This window comes from Hamadaea flava, assembly GCF_024172085.1.
Classification (GTDB): Bacteria; Actinomycetota; Actinomycetes; order Mycobacteriales; family Micromonosporaceae; genus Hamadaea; species Hamadaea flava.
Map to the genome: position 1 here is coordinate 3192083 of NZ_JAMZDZ010000001.1, position 26689 is coordinate 3218771.

Genomic DNA, 26689 nt, shown 5'->3' on the forward strand with positions numbered 1-26689 from the left:
CGCTGATCATGCGGCCCCACGTGCGCTAGACTGTTCGACATGTACGCGGTGGAGCAGCGAGCTAGCTGCGCCGAGCGGGAGTCCGGGGACCTCGTCCTCGCCTGATCTTCCGGCCCGGCTCGGCGAGTCCTGCCTGTCTTCCTTATCCACCGCATCGCGCCGCAGACGGCTGTCTCTTCAGCAGCGGCGAGGAGCCCCGTCAGGGCTTCTGTGAGCGCATCGCGGCCTGTCCCAGAAGAGGCCGAGCCATGCTTTCCACCGACATTCGCCGTACCTTCCTCAACTTCTTCGCGGATCGCGATCATCCGGAGCTCCCGTCGGCGTCGCTGATCCCCGAGGACTCCCAGCTCCTGCTCGTCAACGCGGGGATGGTGCCGTTCGCGCCGTACTTCCTCAGCCGGCGGCAGCCGCCGCATCCACGCCTCATGTCGCTGCAGAAGTGTCTGCGTACGGTCGACATCGAGCGCGTCGGCAAGACCACCCGGCACGCGACCTCTTTCGAGATGCTGGGCAACTTCTCCTTCGGGGACTACTTCAAGGACGAGGTCGTCCCGTGGGCGTACGAGCTGCTGACCGAGGGCTATGGGCTCGACCGGGAGCGGCTGTGGATCACCGTGCTCGACGGCGACGACGAGACCGTCGAGCTGTGGCGGCGCCTGGGCTTTCCCGACGAGCGCATCCAGCGGCTCGGCGTCGAGGACAACTATTGGTCGATGGGACTTCCGGGGCCGGGCGGGCCTAGCTCGGAGATCTTCTACGACCGGGGTGAGCGGTTCGGTCTCGGCGGCGGCCCGGCGGTCGACAAGGAGCGCTTCCTGGAGCTCTGGAACCTCGTCTTCATCCATCAGTTGCGCGGTGACAGCGACTACGACATCCGCGGCGAGCTGCCCGCGCGCAACATCGATACCGGACTCGGCGTCGACCGGCTCGCGCTGGTCCTCCAGGACCGCGCATACATCTGCGAGACCGACCTGCTGTCGCCCACGCTGCGGCGGCTGCAGGAGATCACCGGCGAGGACTACCAGATCGCGCCCACGCGATCACAGACGTCCTACCGCATCGTCAGCGACCATCTGCGCGCGGGCGCGTTCCTGATCGCCGACGGGGTGCTGCCGGGGAACGAGGGTCGCGGCTACGTGGTGCGCCGGCTTCTCCGCCGAGTCGTACGCCACGGGCGTCTCCTGGGTATCGACGGTCCGTTCCTGGGCGACCTGGTCGGCACGGTGATCGAGAACCTCGGCGGCCAGTGGCCCGAGCTGATCACCCGGCGGCCCGTGATCGAGCAGGTCGTCGGCCGGGAGGAGGAGGCGTTCGACCGCACGGTACGCCAGGGCACCCGGCTGCTCGACGTGGCGATCCTGTCGGCGAAGCCGGGCGGGGTGCTGCCCGGGGCGACGGCGTTCGAACTGCACGACACGTATGGGTTCCCGGTGGACCTGACGGCGGAGATCGCGGAGGACGCGGGGCTTTCGCTGGATCGGGACGAGTTCGGGCTGCTCATGCAGGCGCAGCGGCGGCGGGCGCGGGACGCGCGGTCGGCCGGCCCGTCGTCGGACGAGGTCTACCGGGAACTGCTGGGCAAGCTCGGGCCGACCGAGTTCTTCGGCTACGACCAGCTGTCCGGGGAGGCGCACGTCCTTGGCATCGTCAGCCTCGGCACCGTCAGCGGCAGCGGTGACGTCGCGGTCGCGACCGAGGGCGACCGGGTGGAGGTGATCCTCGACCGCAGCCCGTTCTACGCGGAGGGCGGCGGCCAGGTCGGCGACTCCGGCGTGCTGCGTACGCGGGACGGCGGGGTGATCCGGGTCGACTCGACGAAGGCGGTCGGAGACGGCCTTTACCTCCACTCCGGACAGATCAGCTCCGGCGTCGTCAGCGTGGACGACGAGGTCTTCGCGGAGGTCGACGGCGTACGCCGAGGGGCGACCGCGCGGGCGCACAGCGCGACCCACGTGCTGCACGCGACGCTCCGGGAACACCTGGGCGAGCACGCGCAACAACACGGCTCGCTGGTCGAACCGGGTCGGCTACGGTTCGACTTCACCCACTTCGACGCCGTCGGGCCGGATCAGCTGGCGGCGATCGAGGGGCAGGTCAACGAGCGGCTGCTCAGCAACCCCGAGGTACGCGTCTGGCACGCGACCCGGTCGGAGGCGGAGCGGGCGGGCGCGACCGCGCTGTTCGGCGAGAAATACGGCGACACCGTACGCATCGTCGACATCGGCGACTTCTCCCGCGAACTGTGCGGCGGTACGCACGTCGGCTACGGCAGCCAGGCGGGTCCCGTCCGACTGCTGGGCGAGGAGTCCGTCGGCGCGGGACTCCGCCGCGTCTCGGCGCTCGTCGGCCTGGACGCGTTGCGCCACGCGGATCGGGAACGCCGGGTGCTCGGCGAGGTGACCCGGCTCCTCGGTTCGCCCACGGACACCGTGGTGCAGCAGTTGACGGTCAAGCTCGGGGCGCTGTCCGCGGCGGAGCAGCAGCTCTCGGCGTATCGCCGCCGTGAGCTGGACCTGCTCGGCGGCGAGCTCGCGACGCGGGGCGAGCCGTGCGGGTCCGGCCGGATCGTGGTCCGCCGGGTGACCGGCGTGGCGGGCGACGAGCTGCGCGGCCTGGCGTCCGACGTGCTGCGGCGGCTGCCTCAGCCAGGCGCGGTGGTGCTGGGCCTGACCGACGGCGAGCGCGCGCAGCTGGTCGCGGCGGTGAGCAGCGGTGAGGCGGTCGAGCTGTTGCGCGACGCGGGACGGGCGGTCGGCGGTGGCGCGGGCGGCACCGGGCCGCTGGCGAATGCGGGCGGACGGCGCGTCGAGGGCCTGGACCAGGCGTTGGAGCTGGCGCGGGCGGTATGCCGCCGGGTGCTTGGGGGTAACTGATCGGGCATGACCGGATATGGGCGTGATTACCAGCCGCGCAGCGGCGACGGATCAATCGCCGCCGAGGACGACTCCTTGCTACGGGAGCCGCACGACGACGTGATCGACGATCCCGACGTCGAGCAGCTCCCCGGCTACAACCCGAATCCGGAGACCCTGGAGGGGGACCTTCCGGACGAGGACCAGGACGTGGACGACATCGAGTGATCAATCGAGAGAATCGATCGAGCGATCAGCGGAGCGCGGGCAGCAGCTCGCGCTCCGCCATCTCGAGGAAGGCGCCCTGGCTGTCGGCGCCGATCTGCACCACGGCGACGTGCGTGAAGCCCGCGTCGAAGTACTTGCGCACCGCCTCGGCGTGCTTGCCGACGTCGGGACCGCAGGTGATCTCCTGAGCGACGTGGTCGACGGTCGCCGACTTGGTGGCCGACGCGAACGAGCGAGGTCCGGGCAGTTCGGCGTTGACCGGCCAGCCGAGGCCGGACCACCGGAACTGGTCGTACGCGATCTTCCGACACGCGTCCTCATCCGGCCCCCAGCAGATCGGGACCTGGCCGTACTTCGGCTTGCCGGGCCCGGCCGCGGTGTCGAAGGCGGTCACCAGCTCGGGCCTCGGCTCGGTGGCGACCAGGACGTCGGCGTACCGGGCGGCGAGGTCGATCGAGTCCGGCCCGGAGACCGCGACGCCGATCGGCACCGGCAGCTCGGGCACATCCCACAACTGCGCCTCGGGAACCTCGAAATAGTTCCCCGAATAATGCAGTACGCCGCCCGACAGCAACGCGTGGATGATCTCCAGCGCCTCCTCGAACATGGCGTGCCGTTCGATGACGTGCGGCCAGGCGCCCACGACGTGCTCGTTGAGGTTCTCCCCCGCGCCCAGCCCCAGAATGAAACGCCCCTGCGACAGCAGCGAGACCGTCGCGGCCTTCTGTGCCACCACCGCCGGGTGATAGCGCCGGATCGGGCAGGTCACATAGGACATCAGCCCCATCCGGTCGGTGGCGTACGCGGCCGCCCCCAGAACCGCCCAGGCGTACGGGGAATGCCCCTGTTCGGACAACCAGGGGTAGTAGTGGTCGGAGCAGACGGCGTAGTCGAAACCGGCCCGCTCGGCGGCCACCGCGTCGTCGACGAGTTGGCGGGGCGGGCTCTGCTCGCCCATCAAGGTGTATCCGATCTCCGGCATGACCGGCTGTTACCCCGCTCCCGGCCGGTCACGCTCAGGGCCGGAGGATCAACCGGATCGGATTGCCCTCCTTCTTCTGCAGGCGCTCCACGGCCTGCTCCGCCTGCGCGAGCGGCAGGACGTCGCTGATCGACCGCGCGAAGTCGATCCGGTGCAGCCGGACCAGGTCGACCAGTTGGCGTACGTGCTCGTCGGTGGAGCCGTAGTGGCCGAGGATCTGCTGCCCGAGATAGCTGAACCGGGTGCCGTCGCTGATCGTCAGCGGCTTGTCGGTCAGCCCGACGAGGGTCAGCCGGCCGTCCTTGCCGAGAAACTTGGCGGCCTGCTCGCGTACCGGCGGCACGCCCGCGAAGTCGAACGCGCGGGCGAGTCCCGCCCCGCCGGTGGCCGTCCCGACCTGCATACGAAGATCAGGATCGCCCGGGTCGAGAGCGAGGTCCGCCCCGAACTCGACGGCTCGTTCCCGGGCCGGGGCGAGCGGATCGAAGGCGATGATCGGGGCCGCGCCGATCAGCCGCAGCAACTGGACGGCGTGCGCACCCAGGCCGCCGACACCCCACACGCCGACCGGAACCGCCGGCGGCGTCTGCGCGGTCGTGGTGATCGCCGCCCAAGGGGTCGACACGGCGTCCGGAATGATGGATGCCTGCTCGAACGAGAGGTCGTCGGGGATCGCGACCAGCGTGGACTCGGTCGCCAGGGCGTACTCGGCCCAGCCGCCGTCGTAGTCGACGCCACGCGTCCAGACCTGGCCGCCGCGCTCCTCCCCCGCCTGGAGCAACACGCGCTGCCCGGGTTGCCAGGCGGTCACGCCCGGGCCGGGTTCGGCGACCACCCCGGCGACCTCGTGGCCCAGCGTGACGACCCCGCCGGGCAGGTAGAGCGGCGTCAGGCTGCCCTCGATGAGGTGCACGTCGGACAGGCACACGCCGGCCGCCTGGACCTTGACCAGCACCTCGCCCGGTCCCGGTTTCGGCGTCGGCACATCCTCCACCGTGAACTTGCGCGACTTCACGTCCAGCCGTCCGGCCAGCATCGCCCCACCCCGCCTCGGTTCGTCGGACCTACCGCCAGCCTAGGCACAATCGGCGGCAGCCTTGGCCCGATCGGCGGGTCAGCTTCCCCGCAGGCGGCTCGCGCCGCCTGCGGGGTGCGCCGGTCACTGGCCGAAGACTCGCCAGACCTCCCAGAGTTTCATGATCACCTTGCCGGGTTTCGAGTTCACGAAGCGGCCGGTGCCCCGCTGGTTGGGCGGCGTCTGCGACTTGTTCGGCTGCCAGGGCTTCTCGCTGTCCTCGAAGATCTCGTAGGGATCCTTGGCCTCCTCGGTGTAGCTGTGCGTCTCCGTCGCCCGGTCCGAGCCCAGCGCGCCCTCGATCCGGCCGCGGGCACCCTCGTCACCGGAGTCGGCGGCCCGCAGGTCCCGCGTGGAGATCCGCCCGTTGTACGCCGGCGGACCACCCGGCCGCTGCACGAGACAGGTGCACTCGGAGGCGTGCGCGCCCGGCAGCGGGCTGGACCCGTGAACCGGGCAGCTGCTCACGTTGTGCACCAGCACCGGCAGCCCGCCGGCGAGCACGTAGTACGTGTGGACGTCGGCGACGGTGAGGTCGCGCATGTCGGCCGACCCGGTCCACGTCTCGACCGCGACGACGACCTGGACGGTACGCCCGGCGGTGTCCCGCAGCCGCGTACCGATCTTGAGGTCGGCGGCGTCCACCCAGGCGTGCTCGGCGACGCTCCAGAACGGGTGGTGCTGTGTCGTGTGCAGTGTGGACAGTGCACCGGTACGCACGTCCTGCAACGTGACGTCGGCGAGATCGGAGTCGGTGTTGCGGTGCAGCCGCGTCACCTCGCGAGCCACCGTCTTGCCGGTCGCGGGATCCGTGGCGAGCACCTTGTCGCCGACCTTGACATCCTTGATCGCCTTCGTGCTGCCGTCGGCCATGACGACCTGGGTACCCGGCTGGAAGCTGTGGCAGCTGCTGCCGCCGCGCCCGCCGGCCGCACCGGTCACCGCGCCGATGCCACCGGAGATGGCCACGCCGGTCCAGTCCACCCGGCCCGTCGTGGCGAGCTGCGTCGCCGTGTCGCTGACCGCGCCGCCGGCGAAGCCCGCCAGCATGCGGCCGCCGACCCGGGCGCCGAACCCACCGAGCGCACTGGCCATGCGCCCGGCGACCAGGCCGCCCACGCCACCGGTGACGACGCCGAGTCCACCTTGGATCGCGCCTTGACCCAACGATCCCAGCGCGTCCGAGAAGCTGTGGATGTTGCCGGTCGCCGCGTCCTTCCCGAGGTTGATCAAGGCCGCGGCACCGATCGCGCAGGCGGCCGCACCGGCGCCGGCCGTGACGGCGGTACAGGCGAGCCCGGCCGCCACTCCGGCGACGATCGCGCCTACCTGGATGAGCGTGTCCTTATGCTCCTTCACCCACTTCGCGGTGGCGTGATAGGCGTCCTTGACCGTGTTGGCGACCTTCTTGACGGTCTTCGCGACCTTGTGGACGATCCGCTGCCCGGCCTGCTTGATCCGGTGATAGGTGTTCTTCACCTTGCTCTTGATGTGGTTGTAGGTCTTCGCCACCCAGTGTTTCGCCCGGTGGTAGGTGTGCTTGACCCAGTTCACCGCCTTCTTGTACTTGTGCTTGACGTAATGCACGGCACGGTGCACCACATGGCGGATCGCGCGCGTCACCCGGTGAACGGCCTTGCGGACCGCCTTCTTCACATGGTGGACGACCTTCTTGACCGCCTTGGTCGTCGCGTGCCAGGTCGAGCGCGCGTACGAGGAGGCGTAGCGCCAGGCCGACGAGTGGGTGACCTTGTGGGCGACCTTCTTGACGGCCTTCTTCACGGCCTTGATCGGGTTCCAGCCCCAGTGCCCGGTCGAGTCGATCGTCTGGAGCGGGTTGCCGTCGCCGTACTGGTAGTGGTTTGCGTCGATGGAGTCCGGGACCGGGTCGTTGTCGACGGTGTCCCGGTTGTCGAACTGCCCGGTCGCCGGGTTGTACCAGCGAGCGTGCATGTTCACGCGATTCGTCGCGCTGTCGGTCCACTCCGACTGATAGCCGAGGTTGCCGACCTTGCCCGCGGTCGCGGTGACCGTGCCGAACGGGTCGTAGGTCGCCGAGCCGCTCACCGTCGTCCCGGTCGAGGTGAACTGCGCGACAAGGTCGGTGTGCAGGTCGGCCCAGGCGAAGACGCCCGTGCCGCTGGTGGGCTTGACCCCGACCAGTTCGTCGTCGGGACCGCGGCTGTAGGTCGCGGCGCCGTCCCCGGCCACGTCGTTGTCCTGGCCTGAATAGGCCAGCGTCGTGGACCCGGCGGTCAGCACTCGGCCCAGGCTGTCGTACGCGTAGGTCTGCGTACCGATCTTCGTCTGCTGCCCGAAGGCGTCGCTGGCGAACGTCTGGGTGGTCGACCCGGTCGCCGTCGAGGCCAGGGTGCCCCGGGCGGTGTAGGTGTAGGTCGTGGACCCGTCTCCCACGAGCTGGTCACGCTCGTCGTACACCATGATCTTCGCGCCGATCTGCGTCCGGTTCCCGGTCGCGTCGTACGCGAAGGCGGTGGTCGCCGTGCCGTTGTTCCACGAGGTGAGCCGGCCGGCCCAGTCGTAGGTGTAGGTGTTCGCCGACGATCCGGCGAACCCGGTCGTCGTCTTCGTCGTCTCCCGGCCGTCCAAGTCGTACACATAGGTGATGCCGGCGACGGTGGCTCCGGCCGAGGTCTTCAGCGTGTCCGAGTTCAGCCGGCTGGCGCTGTCGTAGCCGAGGTTGCGGCTGTCGCCGGAGGCGTACGTCATCTTCGTCAGGCGCGAGAGCCCGTCATAGGTGTACGCGACCGTCTGCCCGGTCGAGGCGTCCGTGACGCCCGACAGCCGGTCCACGGTGTCGTAGGAGTAGGTGCTGGTTCCGGCGGCGTCGGTGCGGCCCGACATCAGGCCGTCGCCGTTGTAGGTGAAGCTGGACGCGCCCGACGGCCCGGTCGCCGAGGTCAGCAGGCCCCGGTCGTTGTAGGTGAAGGTGTCGCTCCCGGTGCCGGCCTTCATCGAGGTGAGTTGACCGGCCAGGTCGTAGCCGAAGGTGCGGTCGACCGTGGCGGCGTCGGCCCCGGTGCCGGTCTGAGTGGTGAGGTTGCCGGCGACGTCGTATCCGTTGGTCACGACCACACCGCCCGGCTGCTGCTGGCGGGCCGGCCGGCCGGCGGCGTCGTAGACGACGGTCCAGGTGCGGTCGTTGGGGTTCGTCGTGGTGGCCGGTTCGATCTGGGACTCCAGCAACCCCCACGCGTTGTAGGTCGACAGGTGCCGGTTGCCGCGCCCGTCGGTGTACCGGGTCCGGTGACCTTGCAGGTCGTAGCCGAACGAGGTGGTGATGGACGTGGTGGCCGACGTCGGTTCGGTCTGCCCGGTCACCATCCCGGTCGCGTCATAAGTGAACGTCGTCGCATGACCGAGCGCGTCGATCATCGCGAGCTGGTTGCCGTTGCCGTCGAACGTCCCCGAGATCTTCGAGATCAGCGCTCCGGTGCTGTCGTACGCCTTGCCCGCGATCATGTTGCCGGGCTCGTCGTAGACGGATGTCCGCTTCGACCCGTCCGGGGCCGTCACGGCCACCTGCCGGCCGAGGTAGTCGTACCGGTACTGGGTGGCGTTCCCCGCGGCGTCCGTCCGCGCCGTCGCGTCGCCGACCGCGTTCGTCGTGTAGGTCACGTACGACCCGGACGGCTGCGTCACCTTCTGCACGAACCCGGCGCTGGTGTACGCGTACGAGGTGGTGAACGTGCTGGAGGTCGACCGTTCGAAGGTGGACTGAGTGACCTCACGCCCGAGGTAGTCGTAGGTGGACTCCGCGTACGCGCCCAGGGCGTTGGTGGTCCGCAGCAGCTCGTCGTTGAGGTCGTAGACGTAGGTGGTGGCCGCCCCGCCGGGCTCGGTCACCTTGGCCAGCCGCCCGAGTTGGTCGTAGCGATAGCTGGTGACCTTGCCGAGGGCGTCGGTCATGCTCGTGACGTTGCCGTCGCCGTCGAACGTCTTGGACACGGTGGCGGTGATCTTCGTGCCGCCGGGTGGGGTGTAGTCCGGGAGGCGGGTGGTGACCGGTCGGCCGGAGGCGTCGCGGGTGACGACGGTGGTGTTGCCGTCGGGGTCGCGGAGTTCGACCTCGTCGCCGAAGGTGTCGAAGCCGGTGGTGGTGACCGGTCGCGAGGAGACGGGGGTGCCGCCGTTGGACTCGGCGTTGACCGGGGCGCTGGTGGTGACGACGAGGTTGTCGGACTCGTCGTACTCGTAGTACTCCGTGTTACCCAGCGGATCGGTCTCGGACAACTTCAGCCCACGCTGGTCGTAGGTGTACGTCGTCGTGTTGTACGCGTCGCCGAGCGGCCGACCGGCCTGGCCGTTGCCGTAGAGGCTGGACACATCGGCAGCGCTCAGCGCTCGCTGATACACCTGCACGTTGCCGATCGAGCCGTTGAACGGCGCCTCCTGTACCCCGTTGTACTTGGAGCGGCCGATCACGAACGCGCCGGTCGACGCGATCGGCGTCGTGTCGGTCGCCGTTCCTTGCGCGGTTCCGTTGGCGTACAACGTCATCTGGCCGTTCGCGGCGTTGTAGACGCCGACGAGATGCGTCCACGTGTTCAGCGTCGGAGCCGCCGTGGACTGCGCCATCGCCGAGGTGGGCGAGGTGGTGTCGGTCAGGTTCCGGGTGAACGACCAGCGGTTCGGGCCCTTGAGGTACTGGAGGTTGAACCCGGAGTTCACCGAGGCGTCCTGCGACACCGCGGTCTGCCCGGCGGTGTTGACCGCCAGCTTCACCCAGGCCGAGACACTGAAGCTCTGCGTGGTGTTCAGGACGGGTCCGGTGGTCGTCGCCCAACCCGTGGTGCCGTTGAAGACGCCCGCGCCGCCGGACCAGGTCACGCCGCTCGTGGCGGTGGCGGTGTTGTCGCCGCCGGAGTTGTCGACGACCTCGGTGCCGCTGGCCGGGTTCAACCGCCACCAACCATCCGGCTTACCGGCGCCGAGCGTACGCGCCCAGTCCGACGTGATCCGTCCGGCGGAGTCGTAGGTGCTGCCCACCGCCGAGGTGTAACCGGAGTTGTCGGAGAAGTACTTCGCCGTGACCAGATCATCGTTGTTGTAGGTGTAGCTGGTCTTACGCGCAACGCCGTTGGGGTCGAGGGTCTCGCCAGTCACCCGGCCGACCGCGTCCACTGTGTACCGAGTGTCGGTGACGTTGTTGTTGCTCAATTCGCGGATCACGTTGCCGGCCGCGTCGTACTCGTTCTGCTCGGCCACATAGGTCTGGCTGCCGTCGGCGTTCTTCTTGATCACCGCGACTTCGAGATTGTTGTCGGTGTAGGTGAACGCCGTCACGAACCCCATCGCGTCGGTGATCGTGGCCAGCCGGCCCGCCGGGTCGTACGCCCGCGACTCGGTCACCAGATCCCGCGCGGTGATCGGATTGTTCGGATCGCCCGTATAGCCGATCAACGTGGTGGTCAGCAGATGCCCGTTCGCGTCGTACGCGTACCGGGTCTCCGATCCGGTCTCGTCGACCTCCCTGGTCAGATTCCCGTACTGGTCATAGCCGAACGAGGTGAGATCGCCGTCGGAGTCGGTCGCCGTCGCGACGTGCCCGAGGGAGTCATAGGTGTTCTTCAGGGTCCGCGCCGCATCTCCACCGGTCGCGTCGCTGACCGTCTGCTGCGTGATCTGCCCATCGAAGTTGTAGACCGTCGTCGTCACCGGCGTATGCACCGCGCCGGTCACCCGGTTCGTCGTCGCCGGATCGGTCTGCTGAGCGATCCGGCCCAACTTGTCGTACACGACCTTCGTCACGAGTCCGGCCGGATAGCCGTCCGACACCTCGGTCTTGGTGACGACCCGGCCCAATCCGTCATATCCCAGCTTCGTGATCAACCCGGCCGGGTCGGTCACCTGTGCCACGTCGCCGTTGGCGAAGTACGTCGTGGTCTGGATTTGGCCGCCCGGTGAGGTGACCCGCCACGGCAGCCCGGCTGGGGCGAACCCGCCGTTCGCCGCCGCGATCGTCGTCCCGTCGGTGTACTGCGTGGACGCCACCCGGCCCAGCGGATCGGTGGTCTTGATCTTGTTGCCCAGCGCGTCGTACTCGAACTTCGTCAAATACGTGTTGTCCGTCGCGCTGGCCGATCGGCCGTCACGGATCTCGGTGATCTGATCATTGCGCAGATCGCCCGGGGATGTGGCGTTCAGGTAGTACGTGTAGTAGACCGTCGAGCACTTGCCGGCCGACCGGTCCTGGCAGGTCTGCTCGGAGATCGTGTTGCCCCGCACGTCTTGCTCACTGGTCGTCACGTTGCCGTTCGGGTCGGTCACCGTACGCAGATAGCCGTCCTTGTAGCCGTAGGTGGTCTGCCGCTGCTGCGTACCGTCGGTCCAGATCTCGGCGACCTGCCGGTTGCCGTTCTCGACGTCGTACAGGTAGGTCGTGGTGGCGTTCGTCGGATCGGTCACCACGATCTTCTTGGCCAACGCCGCGCCGGCCGCGTCCGCCGACGCGTTCTTGCTCGCCGCGACCTGGTCCGCGATCTGCGCGGCCGTCAGCTGCGACTTGTAGAACGCGAACTCCCCGATCGAACCCGGGAAGTAACCGGCGTTGTCACCGTCGTATCCGGTCCAACTCGCCGACCACTTGCCCGCGCCCAGGTAGGCGTACGTCGCGGTGGTGGCGACCAGGGCCGCGTTGCGCGTCCCGACCAGCGTCCCGTCCAGGTACAGCGACTGGCTGGTGCTGCTGGCCGACAACGCCACGTGGTGCCACTTTCCGTCGGCCACCGAGGCCGAGGTCGTCAGCACGTTCGCGGCACTCCCGGTCCAGAAACCGCCGCGTAGCTTGCCGTCCGTGCCCACATACAGCGCCGGGGTCCAATAGCCGCTCACGCTCAGATCGCCACTCATAGGCATGCTTTGGTACGCGTAGAGCACGCCGCCCGCAGTGGACCCTGACGGCATGGTGAACCACATCGACACGGAGTTCGGCCCCGTCGTCGGCACATCCGTGGCGGGTAGCTCTACATAGGAGGAGGTGCCGTTGAACCTACCCGCCGTCGCGTCGGTGAACGGGCCGGGCGAGCCGAGGGTCACCGTGTTGTAGGTGCCGATCCCGCCGTTGACCTCGTTGACCGCCTCGGTCACCCCGGATTCGTTCATCCGCAGATAGTCTGCCGGACCACCGGACAGCACGGACGCGGCGTACACCTGCGACGAACCGGCCACCGCCGACGGGCTGATCTTCCACGTCCCGTTGTGCTCATCGATCACCTGCGTCACGATCCCGCTGACCGGGTCATAGGTGATCTGCGCCGCCGTCGCCCCCGACGGGCGCACGATCTTCGTCAACGGATGCGCCGCCGCAGCAGACGCACCACGCAGGCTCGCCACATCCGCCGCCGTCAGCGTCCGGTCGAACAACGCCACGTCCGAGATCGAACCGGTGAAGTAGTTCGCGAATCCGTCGCTGGAGGTGCTCGACTGGTGCGACTGGTCCGGCCAGGCGCCGCCGAGGAACCCGGCCCCGACGTACTCGTGGGTCGCGCTGTAGGCGTCGATCAACGTGATCAGGCCGGTACGCGATCCGACGACCTGACCGTCCAGATACAAGGTTTGCGTGTTGCCTGCCGCTGCGAGGACGAGGTGGTGCCAGGCGCCGTCGGTCACCGGGTTCGCCGACACGATCCCCGCGTTGACGTTGTTCGTCCAGAACGCGGCGCGCAGTTTGCCGCTGCTGCCGATGTAGATCCCCGGCGTGTAGTTCCCGGCCGTCGTCCCGCCGGTGATCGGATCCTTCTGATAGCTGAACAGCACCGAGTCAGGGGTGGTCGTCTTGAACCACATGCTCACCGACTGGTAGCTGGCCGCGCTGACCAGCTTGCCCGGCACCTCCACATACGACGACGTCCCGTTGAAGCTCGCGGCGGTGGCCGCCGACCCCGGCAGCGGACCCGGTTGACCGAGCTGCACGTTGCTGTACGTGGCGGCATCGGTGCCACCGTTGTCGAGCACATCGCTGTTGGCCTTCACGGTGCCGGCCGGCTCGGACAGCCGCCAATACGAGTGCGGACCCGCATCCAGCAACGCCGTCGGGTACTGCGATCCGGTGCCGTATTCGTAGACGGTGCAATGGGTCGCATCGGTCGGCGGACACACCTTGGTCAGCTGGTCACCGCTGTACGCGTACACCCACGTCGCCACCGTGCTCGCATCCCCGGCCGTGGCCGGGTCGGTGTACACCGTCGCCACATGCGCCTTGCTCGCACCCGCAGGCGTGGACCACGTCAAGTGCAACGCCCGACCGGACGCCGACGTGATCGTCTCCACCAGACCCGACGCGTTATAGGCGAACGTCAACGTACGCCCGGCCGCGTCCCTGATCGACGTGATCGCATACACCGCATCCGTGCCCACCGTGCCCGCGACCTGCCGAGTGAACAGATACGTCGTGCCGTCCTTATCCACCAGGGAGTAGCCGCCGGTGACCGTGGTGAACACCGAATAACGGCCCGGCGGCGGGTTGAAACTACCGTCCGCGTTACGGCCGAACGCCACCTCCGTACCAGTCGGATACGTGATCACCGCCGTCTTACCGCTGCTGCTGGCCATCCGCTCGGTGACGTTCGCGTCGACCATCGTCGACCAGCCCGCCCCGAACGCCAACCCCGTACGCGGATCCCGGCTGTTGTACGACCGCTGGATCGCCAACGCCGGACCGACCGTGGCGACCTGGGCGTCCATCGCCTCAGTCGTGTAATTGCCCGCAGCCGGTTCGAACCCACGCCCACCACCGTCCTGCGACAAGCCCGAAGTCACCAACGGCTGCGGCGGCGGAGTCGACAACGGGTAGTAGTACGCCACGTTCAACGGGTCCGGACTGGTCGCCCACCCGTCATACGACACGACCCACCAGTAGTAGGTCTTCGACCACTGCAACTTGCCGTCCGGAACCGTCCAGCTCGACGACGACGTCCACCCCGAGGTGGCCACCAGCGCACCGGTCGAGTCGTTGACCTTGTAGTTGTACTGCACCGCCGGCTTCGGCCACACATCCGGATCATGACCCTTGGCCAGCAACTCCGGCGTCAACGACGTCGCCTGATAATCCCGCGGCGGATACTGCGAATCGATCTGCGGCGCCACATTCGGCGTATACGTCACCGACAGATACGGCGCACACGTGTGACCATCACACACCGCCCCCGCCGGACCATTGCGCGACGTGAACCGCTTGAAATCAGTCGTCGCCGTCTGCGAGGCGGAGATGCCCAGACCGTTGTTGGTCAGCGTCCCGTTCAGCCAGCCGTCGAGGGTCGCCTTCGTCAGCGGCACGGACACCCAGGAGCCGACGGTCCGGTTGCTCCCGGTGTTGGCACATGCCTCCGAGTAGTTCGTCGGGGTCGCGGTGCCGATCTGCGCGTCGAAGGTGGGGCCGGTGTAGTTGACGCTGCCGTAGCGGGCGGTGTCGACCTCCCAGGAGGTGCTGATCGGGTGCACCGTGAACGGCTGCGCCGAGCAGCTGCCCTGCCAGGAGAGGAACAGCTTGAGGCTGGCCGAGGTGATCCGCAGCCCGGCGAAGGTGGCCGCGAAGTCGGTGAAGTGCATCAGGGCCTTGCCGCGGTGGGCACCGGAGTCCCAGGTGCCGACGGCCAGATCGTCCTCGCCGGAGTGGTCGATGTCGTTCCCGTAGTACACGTAGGTGTCGCCGGTGGTCGCGAACTCCGTCGTCGGGTCGATCGTGACCGGGTAGACCCGCTCGGGCGCATTCAGCCACCGCTCGTCGACGCTGACCTTCAACCCGATCCCGCCATCGGCCTCGACCAGCGAATACGCGACCGCGTTGGACGTCGTGAACTCACCCGTCGACCCGTCGAACCTCGAGTCGTGCATCAACCCCGGCGGGATCCGGCCCTTCACCGCCCCCTTCGCATCCGCCAGCACCACACCACCACCGGCGTCCACCACCGGCGTCAAACCATTGAGCCGGAGCGGAAACACCCACTCCGTCCGCGTACCCCGCTCCCGCAGAACGATCGACTCCTTGACCCCACTCTCCCGCGACTCCAAAACCAGGTCCGTACCCGGCAACACCCCCGGATACGTCACCGCGTACGCCCCCGACCGCGCCGCAACCCCAGCCGCACCCTGCAACGAGTAGCCGAACCCCAAACCGTCGAACGACGCCGACACCAGCATGCGATCATCAGCCCGGTTCGCGAACTGCAACCCCAGCCGATTCGCCCGCTGCGCCAGCCGATCCCCCGCCGGCGTCACCTGCGCATCGATCTTCTGCCAGGCACCCTTGCCATCCTGAAAGTTGACCGTGCCCTGCGACACCTCACGGGTATAACTGCCGTCCGGATTCGCGAACAGATCCGAACCCGCCGTCGACCCATCCGCCTTACGCGTGCTCTTACCCGGCGCGAACCCCTGAACCCCCGGCGTCGTCAACCGCTGCGTCTTACCATCCTGCCGCTCCGCCACCGTCTTGTCCGGAGCCCGGCCCGCCCCACCAGCCGCCTTCGTCTCCGCATACCCGACGTAATGACCCCGGCCCGCCGCAGAACCAGACTCCTGCACCGGACCGATCGGCCGCCCACCCGCGAACGCCGACGGCGCCCCCAACCACGACCACAACCAACTCACCTTCAGGTCCACCGGACCGAAGACCGTCACCGGCTGCGGAGTGGCTGTGACCAGCAACATCACAGCCGTGAGAAGGAATCCCGCGACAACGCGGCGGCGGCCAGGACGGTCCATCATGGACTCCTCTCGACGGCCCTCCGACTGGAGGTGAATGAGAGTGTCCTGTAAACCTTTCCATTTAGCAATAGGTCGATGTAAGGGCTTCACGTCGTTGGCACATGGCGCGTTTCTTCTTTCCGCTGGCGTCGTCTTCGCGGTGGTCAGACGTCGCGCGATGTTTAGTTGCCATGGCTATAGTTGCCATGTATATTATCTGGCATGGCGTACGACGACACCGCGACCGGACGACTCCTCTGGCAAGTCACGACGAGGTGGCGGACGGCCGTGGACCGGGCGGTCGCACCGCTGGGTCTCACCCACGCGCAGTACGCCTTGCTCGGCTCGCTCTACGGGCTCACCCGGGCCGGGCAGCAGCCCAGCCAGCGGGAGCTCGCCGACGCCGCCGGGCTCGAACCGATCTACGTCTCCAAGCTCATCCGGAGCCTGGAGAGCGCCGGCCTGGTGACCCGCGACGCGCACCCGGCCGACACCCGGGCCCGGCAGCTCGGCCTGACCGACCACGGCACGGAAGTCCTCCTGGCGGCGGTGAAGATCGTGCACGCCCTCCAGGACGAACTGACCGCGCCCATCGGCGGGTCCAGCTCCGAGCGCAACCGGGAACTCATCCGCACCCTCCGGGCTCTCCTCGGAGGACCTTCCACGTGATCCGCCCACGCGATCCGCGCCGCCGCGACCTGGACGCTTTCGGCGCTGGATCAGGGTTCTCGGTCGAATCATGAGGCAGGATTCGACCGAGAACCCTGATCCGGCACCCACCTCGGGGCGACGCACCGGACAGGAGGAATCATGACCTCATCCATGCCGACGCTGACCGGTCAGGACATCGCCGAGGCCCAGGGCGCCTTGCGCGCCCTGCTCGACACGATGCTCTCCGGCACCGACGCCACCGCCAACGAATTCATCACGCTGCGGGTGCTCGCCGTCCGCGGGCCGTATGACGACCCCGCCGTCCTGCACGACTTCCTCGCCGCCCAGCGGCAGCTCGACCTGACCCCGGCCGGGGCCGCCGAGCTGCTGGCCGGACTCGAGAAGGCCGGCCTGGCCGAGGGCACCGCCCGAGGCGCTGGACCGGCCCGGATCACCGCCGCCGGATCGGCCGTCCTGACCCGGCTGACCGAGCTGACCAGCCCGGCCACCCGGCAGGTCTTCGGCGACCTCGACCCGGCCGACCTGGCCACCGCCCATCGGGTCCTCGCCGAGGTGGCGCAGCGCGCCGACCAGCTCCGCGCCGAGATGTGACCCTGCCCGGCTGAACCGAACCGCCGGCCCGCACGCCGGCCCGCACGCCGACCCGCGTGCGGGCCGGCAGCGTGGCCACGGCAGGTCCGCTGGCTAGCCCGTGTGCGGTCCGCAGTGTGACCGCGGCGGCCTGCGGCCTAACCCGTGTGCGGACCGCCGGGCCGATCAGGAAGAATGGAGCGGCAGCGTTTACGGAGGAGAAGGACCGGACGAATGACGCAAAGCACGACCGAAGCCGACTGGGTGTCCCGTTTCGCCGACGAGGTGATCGCCGCGCACTCCAAGCGTGGCTCCCAGAAGCCGATCGTCTGCGCGTCCGGGCTCAGCCCCTCCGGCCCGGTCCATCTCGGCAACCTGCGTGAGGTGATGACCCCGCACCTGGTCGCCGACGAGATCCGCCGCCGGGGCCACGACTGCGTACACGTGCTTTCGTGGGACGACTTCGACCGGTTGCGGAAGGTGCCGTTCGGCGTCGACGGCGTCGACGACACGTGGGAGGAGCACATCGGCAAGCCGCTGTCCGCCGTCCCCGCCCCCCGGGGGAGCGCGTACGCGTCGTGGGCGGAGCACTTCAAGGCCCCGATGAAGGCCGCCCTCGCAGAGATGGGCATCGAGGTACGCGAGATCAGCCAGACCGAGATGTACACCTCGGGGGCGTACCGGGAGCAGATCCTGCTGGCCATGCGCGAGCGCGAGAAGATCGACGCCGTCCTCGGCCGGTACCGGACGAAGAAGAAGGCACCCGTCGACTCCCTCGCCGACTCGGCCGACGAGAACGAGCGGGAGCAGGCCGAGGGGTCCGGCGCCGCCAGCGAGGACGACGGCGGCACCGCCGCGGGCTACTTCCCCTACAAGCCGTACTGCTCGGCGTGCGACCGCGATCTGACCACCGTCACGGCTTACGACGACGACACGACCGAGCTGACCTACACCTGCCAGTGCGGGCACGGAGAGACCGTCCTGCTGTCCCAGTTCAACCGGGGCAAGCTGGTCTGGAAGGTCGACTGGCCGATGCGCTGGGCGTACGAGGGTGTGGACTTCGAGCCGTCCGGCGTGGACCACTCCTCGCCCGGCTCCTCGTTCGTCGTGGGTACGCAGCTCGTCCGCGAGGTCTTCGACGCCGACCCGCCGATCGGCCCGATGTACGCCTTCGTCGGCATCTCCGGCATGGCCAAGATGAGCAGCTCGAAGGGCGGCGTACCGACGGCTGCCGACGCGCTGCGGATCATGGAGGCCCCGGTCCTGCGCTGGCTGTACGCCCGCCGCCGGCCGAACCAGGCCTTCACGGTCGCGTTCGACCAGGAGATCCACCGTCTCTACGACGAGTGGGACGCGACGTCCCGCAAGGTGGCCGACGGGACCGCCACGCCGGCCGACGGACTCGCGTACGACCGGGCCGTCCGCACGGCCAGCGCCGGAAACCTGCCGTTGACCCCGCGCCCGTTCACCTACCGGACGCTGGCCTCGATCGTCGACGTCACCACCGGCCACGACGAGCAGACCCTGCGGATCTTGCGCGACCTCGATCCGGCGAACCCGATCCAGTCGCTCGACGAGGCTCGGCCGCGCCTGGACTGCGCCGATCACTGGGTGAACACCCAGCTCACCCCGGAGGAGCGGACGATCGTCCGGGACGAGCCGGACACCGAGCTGCTGGACTCGCTGGACGAGCCCCAGCGCGAATCGCTGCGCCTGCTGGTGGCCGGTCTGGAGGACAACTGGTCGCTCGACGGCCTGACCACGTTGGTGTACGGCGTACCGAAGCAGCTGCTCGGCCTGCCGATGGACGTCAAGCCGACGCCTGAGCTGAAGGTCGCCCAGCGGACGTTCTTCGCTCTGCTCTACCGCCTGCTGATCAGCCGGGAGACCGGCCCCCGGCTGCCTACGCTGCTGCTGGCGGTCGGCGACAAGCGCGTACGCACCCTGCTCGGCGCCTGACCCGCCCGGACTCTGCTCAGGAGAGTCGGCGGTAGACGGGGATCTCGTCGAGCGGCGCCGCCCGCGTCACCACGGCCGGGCCGGTGTGGCGTACGCCGGTGAAGTAGTCCGCCCACTCGCCTTCGGGCAGGTAGACCGGCCATTCTCGGACGCCGGGCGAGGTCACTGGCGCGACGAGGAGGTCGTCGCCGAGCCGCCACTGCCGCGGCCAGTTCCAGATCTCGGGTTCGCCGGGGTGGTCGAAGAATAGCGGGCGCATCAGCGGCCGTCCGGTCTCGATCGAGCGGGCGGACTGCTCGGCCAGGTACGGCACGAGTTCCTCGCGTAGCCGGGCGAAGCGCCGGTAGCCGTCGACGACGTCCGGCGTACCGCTGCGGTCGGCGATGTTCCAGGGCGTCCGGTCGACCGACGGTTCGCGGTGATGGTTGAACTCCGAGTGGTACTGCATGATCGGGGCGAAGCAGGCGGCCGCCGCCGATCGCAGGTACAGCTCGGCGTCCGGGACGTCGCCGGAGAACCCGGCCAGATCCCAGCCCCAGAAGAAGATCCCGCCGACACCCGCGGTCAGCCCGGCCGTGATGGACGCGCGGAACGCCTCCCAGGTGGAGTTCTCGTCGCCCGCCCAATGCGCCGGAAAGGCCGCCGCGCCGGTGAAACCCGCGCGGCTGAAGGTGACGCCGTCGGTCCCGGTCTCCCCCATCAGGTCGTGGTACGCCTGCGCGTACCGCACCGCGAAGAGGTTGTTGCCGGCGTCGCCCCGGCTGCCGTCGAAGTACTGGAGATCGTGGCCCCAGGCGTGCTCGCCGCCGTCGGTCTTGAACCCGTCGACGCCGAGGTCTTCGAGCAGGTAACGGCGTTTGTCGAGCCACCAGCGGCGGGCGTCGGGGTTGGTCCAGTCCGGCAGCAGCGCACCCGGGAACCACCAGCCCCGGTTGTGATGCGGGCGGCCGTCGGCTTCCTTGATCGCGTACTCGCGGTCGATCATGGTGGCCGCGTCGGCGGCGACCTGCGCCGCGGCGGACGCGGATCCGGTCAGCTCGCCGCGATCGGTCGGGACGAGCGGGATCTGCCAGAGCAGCACCTTGACTCCGGCCGCGTGCAGCTCGTCGATCATCGCCTTCGGGTCGGGCCACGCGCCGTCCGCGGGGAAGGTGAAGTCGGCCAGCCGGTGCGGGGCGCCGTCCGGGTGCACCTCGTACGCCGCGTCCCGGAACGCGACGAAGGTGGCCTCGTCACTCCACGCCTCGATGACGACGGCGCCGACCGGGATCTGCTCGGCCAGGCTCCGGCGTACTTCGGCCAGGACCCGCTCCTGCGTGTTCCATTCGTTGCCGCTCATCCACGGCCGGAAGATCCACTCCGGCGGCTGCGGCGGCATCCCCGTCTCCAGCAGGAACTCACGCACGATCGAACCGGGTTCGCCGCGATGGAGGCGCAGCGACAGGCTCGGGTCGGCCGGATCGATCTCGGCCTCCACGAGGAGCTTGCCCGGGTCGGCCGCGCCGACGTCGTACCAGGTCCGCCGGGTGGTCTGGACGTGGAAGCCCCAGTCGCCTGCCGAGCCGCCGGTCACGAGGGCGAACGGCATCGGGAGGTAGGTGCGGTGCCCCTGCCGCTTGTACTGCTCGAACACCATCGCGTCGAGCACTTCGCCACGTTGGTCGAGCGCGTGGTAGCGCTCGCCGAAGCCGACGACGTGCTCTTCGGCAGACAGCCGCAAGGCGAACCGTACGCGTCGCGGACCGTCCGAGCCCGTCAACCACTCGACATCCTCCACACTGGAGGCGATCCCCGACGTTCGCAGCGTTCCGCCCGTGGACTGCCAGGACAACGGCCGCAGGTCGAACGGGCCGAGCTGGAAGTCCCCGCCCCGCACCACATAGGAGGTGTCGGCGGAGGCGACGGCCGAAGCGACCCAGACGGTCTGGCCGCCGGTGTCGGGGACGGCGTTCGCGGCAGAGGTCAGGTGCCCGGCCGCGCCCGCTGGTGGGGCCGGCGGAGCGCCGAAGTCGCAGATCACGTCAGCCGGATCGACCGGCTGCGCGGAAACCCGGGAACCGTCGGCGAAGACGACGTCCACCGTGGCCACCGACGGATCGGCCAGCACCCGGATCTCGTACGCCTGCCCGGCGATCGGCCGGGTGGGCACCCGCTGATCGAGGTCGTGGCGATACGGGTGTTCGGTCCCGAACGGGCGATGTGAGAGCGTCACAGCGACTCCCCCAGTTCCAGCGCGAGAATGACGAACAGGGCGTGCGACCAGAGCAGGGGTGTGGCGACCGGACCCCACTTGGCCGTCCACTCGGCGATGTACGCCGGGTCCTGCGTGTCCCCGCTGACCTGTTCCGGCAGCCAACCCTCCGGCGTCGCCTGGGCGGCCACCCAGGCCAGCCGTTCCCGCGCCAGCTCGGCCCGCCCGGTACGCGCCTCGTGCCAGCCGAGCCAGGCGGTCAGGATCAGCCACTCGCCGCCGCCGTAGAAGGTGTCGCCGAGGTACCGGTAGACCCCGTTGCGGCGCAGCTCTGTGCGTACCCGTTGGTAGGTGCCTTCGGCGACTTCCGGCGTGACCAGCCCGAACGGGGTGAGGCAGGCGAGCAGGCCGCCGTCCACCGAGCCGGAGCCGAGCCACTTGACCAGCGAGCCGTCCACGGTGCCCGGACCCGCGATGAGCTCGCGCAGCCGCGCGAGCATCTGGGTGGCGGCCTTGGTTCGGTCTTCGTCCAGCAGATCGGCGGAGAGCACGGCGTCGAGCCCGGCCGCGACCGAGCCCAGCGTCGCCACGTGCCGGTGCTCGGCGTGTTCCTCCCACCAGTCGTAGCAGGGGTCGGCGCCGAACGTCGCCAGATAGTCCACCGTGGTGATGATCGCGGCCCGGTAGGGCGCGAGGTCGCCACCGTGCCGTCGGGTGTGCTCCACCAACGCCCACAGCCAGGTGCCGTAACCGTCGAGCTGGTAGTCCCACCACGGCTCGTCCCCGTCACCGCCGTCCAATGTGTACCGTGTCGGGAGCATGCGGCGCGGATCGATCTCCTCGCCCCGGCGAGCGGCCGCGACCAGCTCGGCGACGTGCCCGCCCCGGCCCTCGATCACCCGTGCGCACCAGCCGTGGAACGCGTCCGCGCTCGCGGTACGCCCGGCGCGGCTCATCGCGTCGGCGATGAACGAGCCGTCCCGCAGCCAGCAGTAGCCGTAGACGGGATAGGTGGGACTGGCCGGGTACGCCCCGCCGGAATGCTGGTGGCGGGCGATCAGCTCGACGCTGGCCGCGACAGCGGTCTGCACGGTGTTGCTCCTCGATAAGCTAGGGCGGGGACGCGGCTGAGGTCTAGGCAGCCGCGCCCCCTTAAGGTGTTACTTGATCAGCGCCGTGACCGCGGCCGCGGCCTCGTCCAGCGCCTGCTGTGCGGTGGCCTGGCCGGAGGCCGCCTTCTCCAGGGCCTTGGTGACCAGGTCCTGCATCTGAGCCTGCTGGTCGCCGATGACCGGCGGCAGCGCGACGGCGTTCAGCGAGTCGAAGACGGCCTGCCGGTTGGCGGGCGGGGTCTGCTTGAGGTAGCTGTCGAACGCCGTCTGGTCGTTGACGGCCGGCAGCTCCCAGCTCGACGCGAGGCGCGTCTTCACGGTCGTCTCCGACGTGCTCAGGAACCGGGCCCACTTCCACGCGGCGGCGGACAGCTTGGTCTTCGCCGACACCGCGGTCGCGTTGAAGAAGACCGCGCTGGCCTTCCGCGCCTTGCCGGGCTCGACGACGATGTCGTAGCCGAGGTCCTTGGCGTCGGCCAGCGAGCTGAACATCCAGATGCCGCTGTGCCACATGGCAAGCTTGCCGGACTTGAACAGGGCGGTGTCGTAGTCGGCCTTACCGCCGATCTCGGCGACCGTCGGCTGGACCGTGCCCGGCTTGCCGAGCAGCCACTGCGCGGCCTCCAGGCCCTTGGCGTCGTTGAAGGTCGCCTTCTTGCCGTCCTCGGACAGGAACGAGCCGCCGTTCTGGGCGAGCGCCTTGTAGAACTCGTAGAAGGTGACCGGCTGGTAGTCGCCGTAGACGCCCTTGGCCTTGTCGGTCAGCTTCTCAGCGGCCGCCTTCTCGTCGTCCCAGGTCCACGACGCCGTCGGGTACGCCACCCCGGCCGCGTCGAACAGCTTCTTGTTGTAGAAGAGCACGACGTCGGAGAAGGTCGACGGCATGCCGTACTGCTTGCCCTTGAGCTGGAAGGCTTCCAGCGCCTTCGGGTAGACCCGGTCGGCCTGGTAGTCGCTGTCGGCCTTCGCGACGTCGTCCAGCGCCAGGAGCGCGCCGGCCTTGGCGTACGTCACGAAGTTCTCGTAGTTCAGCTCGAAGGTGTCCGGGGCGTTGCCGCCGGCGATCGACGTCTGGAGCTTGGTGAAGTAGTCGGCGTACGCGGCGGTCTGGACCTCCACCGTGATGCCCGGGTTCTGCTTCTCGAACTCCGCCTTGAGCGCGTCCAGCTCCTTCAGATGATCGGGCGCGGCGGAGAAGGTGAAGTACGTGATCTTGCCGGTGGCGGACTCCGCCGAGGAGTCGTCGCCACCTCCGCAGGCGGCGAGCAGGCCGGCCACGGTCACCGCCGCGGCGGCCGCCGCCAGGAGGCGTCGGGTAGTTCTCATCGGATCTCCAACTGGTGAGGGACGGTGTCGTGCTTTCTCTGGTGGGTTGAGCCGTGGTCAGCCCTTCATGCCGGTGAAGGCGATCCCCCGGACCACGTAGCGCTGGGCGAAGATGTAGAGCACGAGGATGGGCAGGATGCTCGCGGTCGAGCCGGCCATCACGACGTTCCAGGCGGGGCCGTAGCGCCCGAGCAGCAGCGACAGGCCGACCGGCAAGGTGGTGTGCGCCTCGGTCTGCGCGATGACCAACGGCCAGAGGAAGGCGTTCCAGCTCGCCATGAAGGCGAACACCGCGAAGGTGGCGAGGGCTGGGCCGACCAGCGGAAGCAGGACGCGCCAGAACACCCGGAACGGTCCGGCTCCGTCCACATAGGCGGCTTCGTCCAGTTCTCGCGGCAACGCCATGAACGCCTGTCGCAGCATGAACACACCGAAGCTGGAGACCGCCGTCGGGAGCAGGAGTCCGGCGTACGTGTCGACCAGGCCGAGCGTCCGCATCTCGATGAACAGCGGCACGATGATCACCTGCATCGGGATCATCATCGTGGCCAGATACAGCACGAAGAGGGCGTTGCTTCCCTTGAAGCGCAACCGGCTGAAGGCGTACGCCGCGGTGGCGCTCGTGAACAGCTGCAGCAGCGTGGAGACGATCGCCACGCCGAGGCTGTTCGCGGCGAACCGCCAGAACGGGAACGCGCTCGCCAGCCTCGCGTACGGGTCGGTGGTGGCCGGATCGGGCACCAGCCCGGCGTCGGCGTTCCCGAGCTGCGCGTCGCCGGTCAACGAGGTGGCCAGCATCCACAGGAACGGCCCGATCATCGCCACCGCGCCCAGCGTCAGGAGGGCGTAGCGGAGGATCTTCCTAGTCATACTGCACCCACCTGCGCTGCAACCTCAGCTGCGCCACCGTGACGACGAGGATGATCGCGAACAGCACGATGCTCATCGCGGAGGCGTAGCCGACCCGGCCGTAGCTGAAGGCGTACCGGACGATCTGCTCGACGACGACGCTGCTGGCACCGCCGGGACCGCCGCCCGTCATCACCCAGACCTGGTCGAACACCTGGAAGCCGTTGATCAGACTGATCACCGTGACGAAGAAGAGCGACGGGCTGAGCAGCGGCAGCGTGATGCTGCGCAGTCGGCGCCAGGCCGACGCGCCGTCGAGGTCGGCCGCCTCCAGCAGGTCTTTCGGGATCGCCTGCAGCCCGGCGAGCAGGATGACCGAGACGAACCCGACGTCCTTCCAGACCGAGGCCAGGATGACCGACGGCATCGCCCAGGTCGGGTCGGTCCACCAGCCCGGCCCGTCGATCCCGATCAGCCCGAGCGCCTGGTCCACGAGTCCGCCCGCCGGGTTGAGCAGCCACTTCCAGAGCAGCGAGACCGCTACCCAGCTGCTCACCACCGGCAGGAAGAACATGGCCCGGTAGAGCGTCATCGCGGGCAGCTTCGCGTTGAGCAGCAACGCCACTGCCAACCCCAGGATCAGGACGAGCGGCAGATACCCCGCGAGGTAGCCGAGCGTGTGGAGCAGAGCGGCATGGAAATCGGCGTCCTTCGCCAGCTCGGCGTAGTTGTCCAGGCCGACGAAGCTCGGCACGCCGATCAGGTTCCAGTCCTGCAGGCTGACCCAGACCGTGCCGATCATCGGCCCGATCCAGAACGCCAGCAGCGTCACGAGGCTCGGCGCCAGGAAGATCGCGGCGACACCCGCGTTGCGCCATCGCCGTCGCGCGCTCACGCTCCGGCCTCCACCGAGAAGGCCGCGAGCCGCGAACGCACCGCGTCGGCCTGCGGGTCCACCGTGAAGGTGAAAGGGGTACGCAGAACGAGGGCGGCCGCGCCCAGCGCCCATTTCGCATCGTCCCAGGGATCGACGTGCACCGAGATCCGGTCGGCGAAGCCGGGGAACACGCCGTTGGTGAAGGCGGGCTCGAATCCGGCCGCCAGATGCGGCCAAGCCCGGCTGCCCTCACCGCTGACCAGGATCGCCTGCGGATCGAGGACGACCGAGAGGCCGGCGACCGCGAGCCCGAGCCGTTTACCCGCCTCCGCGTAGACCCGCTTGGCGTTCGCGTCGCCTGCGTCGGCTTTCTTCTTGAGGTCCTCCGGGGTCTGCACGTCGGCCTGGCCGGCCTGCTTGACCAGGGCGTCATCCGAGAGGTAGGTCTCCAGACAACCCCGCCGACCGCAGTGGCAGGGCAGGCCGTTCTCCGGGTCGACCGGCAGGTGCCCCAGTTCCCCGGCCGCACCGTGCCCACCCCGGCGCAGATCGCCGCCGGAGAACACGGCCGCGCCGACACCCCGGCCCAGGGTGACCGTGAGGAAGTCCTCGTAAGGACGGCCGAGCCCATACAGGTGCTCATAGGCCGCCAACGTGTTGACGTCGTTGTCCACTAACACCGGTACGCCGACCAGCTGCGACAGGTAGTCGGCCAGTGGCATGCGCTTCCAGCCGAGCAGCTGTGCCTGCACGAGTCCGGTGCCGATGTCGACGAACCCGGGGATGCCGACGCCGACCCCCAGAAACGCCGGCGGGTCGTTCTTGGGGATGAGCGGGGTCAGCAGCTCGGCGAGGGCGTCGAACGGATTCGCCTTGAGCGCGTCGATCGGCGCGGAGAACGTGTCGAGCACGGTCCCGTCCAGATCCGCGTGAACGCCGGTGACCTGCCCCGCGGCGACCTTCACACCGATCGCCGACGCGGCCGAGCCGGCCACCGCGAGCAGCTCACCCGGACGGCCGCCGCGAGACGCGTCGTCGTCGACCTTGTGCAGCACCCCGGCCTCGATGAACGACCGCGTCACGGCCGTCACCGTGGGCGGGCTGAGCCCGAGCCGCCGGGCGATGTCCGCCCGGGAGATCGGCCCATGCCTTCCGACCAGCGCCAGAATCGCCGTCCGGTTGACGTCCCGCAGCCGGGGGCCGGAGGTCGCGGAGACCATTCGAGCACTTCCTTCCGAGACTATGTTTCGTCGCCGAATTAACGTAGGCGCGCCGCCCCTCCCCCGTCA

At 69.0% G+C, this 26689-nt stretch carries 14 protein-coding genes; 5 read left to right on the plus strand and 9 right to left on the minus strand.

The features are described from left to right. The first annotated feature begins 248 nt into the window (after positions 1–248). Positions 249–2873 carry an alanine--tRNA ligase gene (alaS, locus tag HDA40_RS14975; protein ID WP_253756139.1) on the plus strand — a complete coding sequence of 875 codons (2625 nt, stop codon included), beginning with the start codon at positions 249–251 and terminating at the stop codon, positions 2871–2873. Positions 2874–2879: 6 nt separating this feature from the next. Beyond that, a complete protein-coding gene (locus HDA40_RS14980) occupies positions 2880–3080 on the plus strand; it encodes a hypothetical protein (protein ID WP_253756141.1) in 201 nt (66 codons plus the stop codon). Between the two features lie 25 nt (positions 3081–3105). Here the strand turns inward: HDA40_RS14980 and HDA40_RS14985 are convergent, their stop codons facing one another. The 3 genes from HDA40_RS14985 to HDA40_RS14995 form a co-directional block, all read right to left on the minus strand. After that, a complete protein-coding gene (locus HDA40_RS14985) occupies positions 3106–4062 on the minus strand; it encodes a TIGR03557 family F420-dependent LLM class oxidoreductase (RefSeq protein WP_253756143.1) in 957 nt (318 codons plus the stop codon). A 34-nt stretch (positions 4063–4096) separates the two neighbouring features. Next, on the minus strand, positions 4097–5098 hold the full coding sequence (locus HDA40_RS14990) for a zinc-binding dehydrogenase (RefSeq protein ID WP_253756146.1): 1002 nt from the start codon (positions 5096–5098) through the stop codon (positions 4097–4099). 123 nt (positions 5099–5221) lie between these two features. Beyond that, complete coding sequence (locus tag HDA40_RS14995; RefSeq protein ID WP_253756148.1) at positions 5222–15808, minus strand: LamG-like jellyroll fold domain-containing protein; 10587 nt, start codon at positions 15806–15808, stop codon at positions 5222–5224. Positions 15809–16066: 258 nt separating this feature from the next. On the opposite strand from HDA40_RS14995, the gene HDA40_RS15000 reads away from it, so the two are divergent. From HDA40_RS15000 to lysS, 3 genes are all read left to right on the plus strand, one after another. Continuing rightward, positions 16067–16513 carry a MarR family winged helix-turn-helix transcriptional regulator gene (locus HDA40_RS15000; protein WP_253756150.1) on the plus strand — a complete coding sequence of 149 codons (447 nt, stop codon included), beginning with the start codon at positions 16067–16069 and terminating at the stop codon, positions 16511–16513. A gap of 141 nt (positions 16514–16654) precedes the next feature. Continuing rightward, positions 16655–17107, plus strand: a complete 453-nt coding sequence (locus HDA40_RS15005; protein WP_253756152.1) for a winged helix DNA-binding protein — start codon at positions 16655–16657, stop codon at positions 17105–17107. A gap of 213 nt (positions 17108–17320) precedes the next feature. Continuing rightward, a complete protein-coding gene (gene lysS, locus HDA40_RS15010) occupies positions 17321–19045 on the plus strand; it encodes a lysine--tRNA ligase (RefSeq protein ID WP_253756154.1) in 1725 nt (574 codons plus the stop codon). Positions 19046–19061: 16 nt separating this feature from the next. Here the strand turns inward: lysS and HDA40_RS15015 are convergent, their stop codons facing one another. The 6 genes from HDA40_RS15015 to HDA40_RS15040 form a co-directional block, all read right to left on the minus strand. Next, positions 19062–21257 carry a glycoside hydrolase family 31 protein gene (locus HDA40_RS15015; RefSeq protein ID WP_253756156.1) on the minus strand — a complete coding sequence of 732 codons (2196 nt, stop codon included), beginning with the start codon at positions 21255–21257 and terminating at the stop codon, positions 19062–19064. Then, positions 21254–22327, minus strand: coding sequence for a glycoside hydrolase family 15 protein (locus tag HDA40_RS15020; RefSeq protein ID WP_253756158.1), 1074 nt, complete (start codon positions 22325–22327; stop codon positions 21254–21256). The genes HDA40_RS15015 and HDA40_RS15020 overlap by 4 nt, the downstream gene beginning before the upstream one ends. A gap of 69 nt (positions 22328–22396) precedes the next feature. Continuing rightward, positions 22397–23674 (minus strand): ABC transporter substrate-binding protein, encoded by a 1278-nt coding sequence (locus tag HDA40_RS15025; RefSeq protein WP_253756160.1) that lies wholly within the window; start codon positions 23672–23674, stop codon positions 22397–22399. A 57-nt stretch (positions 23675–23731) separates the two neighbouring features. Next, positions 23732–24544: a carbohydrate ABC transporter permease gene (locus tag HDA40_RS15030; RefSeq protein WP_253756162.1), complete on the minus strand. Its 813-nt coding sequence runs from the start codon at positions 24542–24544 to the stop codon at positions 23732–23734. Beyond that, positions 24537–25418 (minus strand): carbohydrate ABC transporter permease, encoded by an 882-nt coding sequence (locus HDA40_RS15035; protein ID WP_253756164.1) that lies wholly within the window; start codon positions 25416–25418, stop codon positions 24537–24539. The genes HDA40_RS15030 and HDA40_RS15035 overlap by 8 nt, the downstream gene beginning before the upstream one ends. Then, positions 25415–26620, minus strand: a complete 1206-nt coding sequence (locus tag HDA40_RS15040; protein ID WP_253756166.1) for an ROK family transcriptional regulator — start codon at positions 26618–26620, stop codon at positions 25415–25417. Before HDA40_RS15040 ends, HDA40_RS15035 begins: the two co-directional genes overlap by 4 nt. Positions 26621–26689 lie beyond the last annotated feature (69 nt).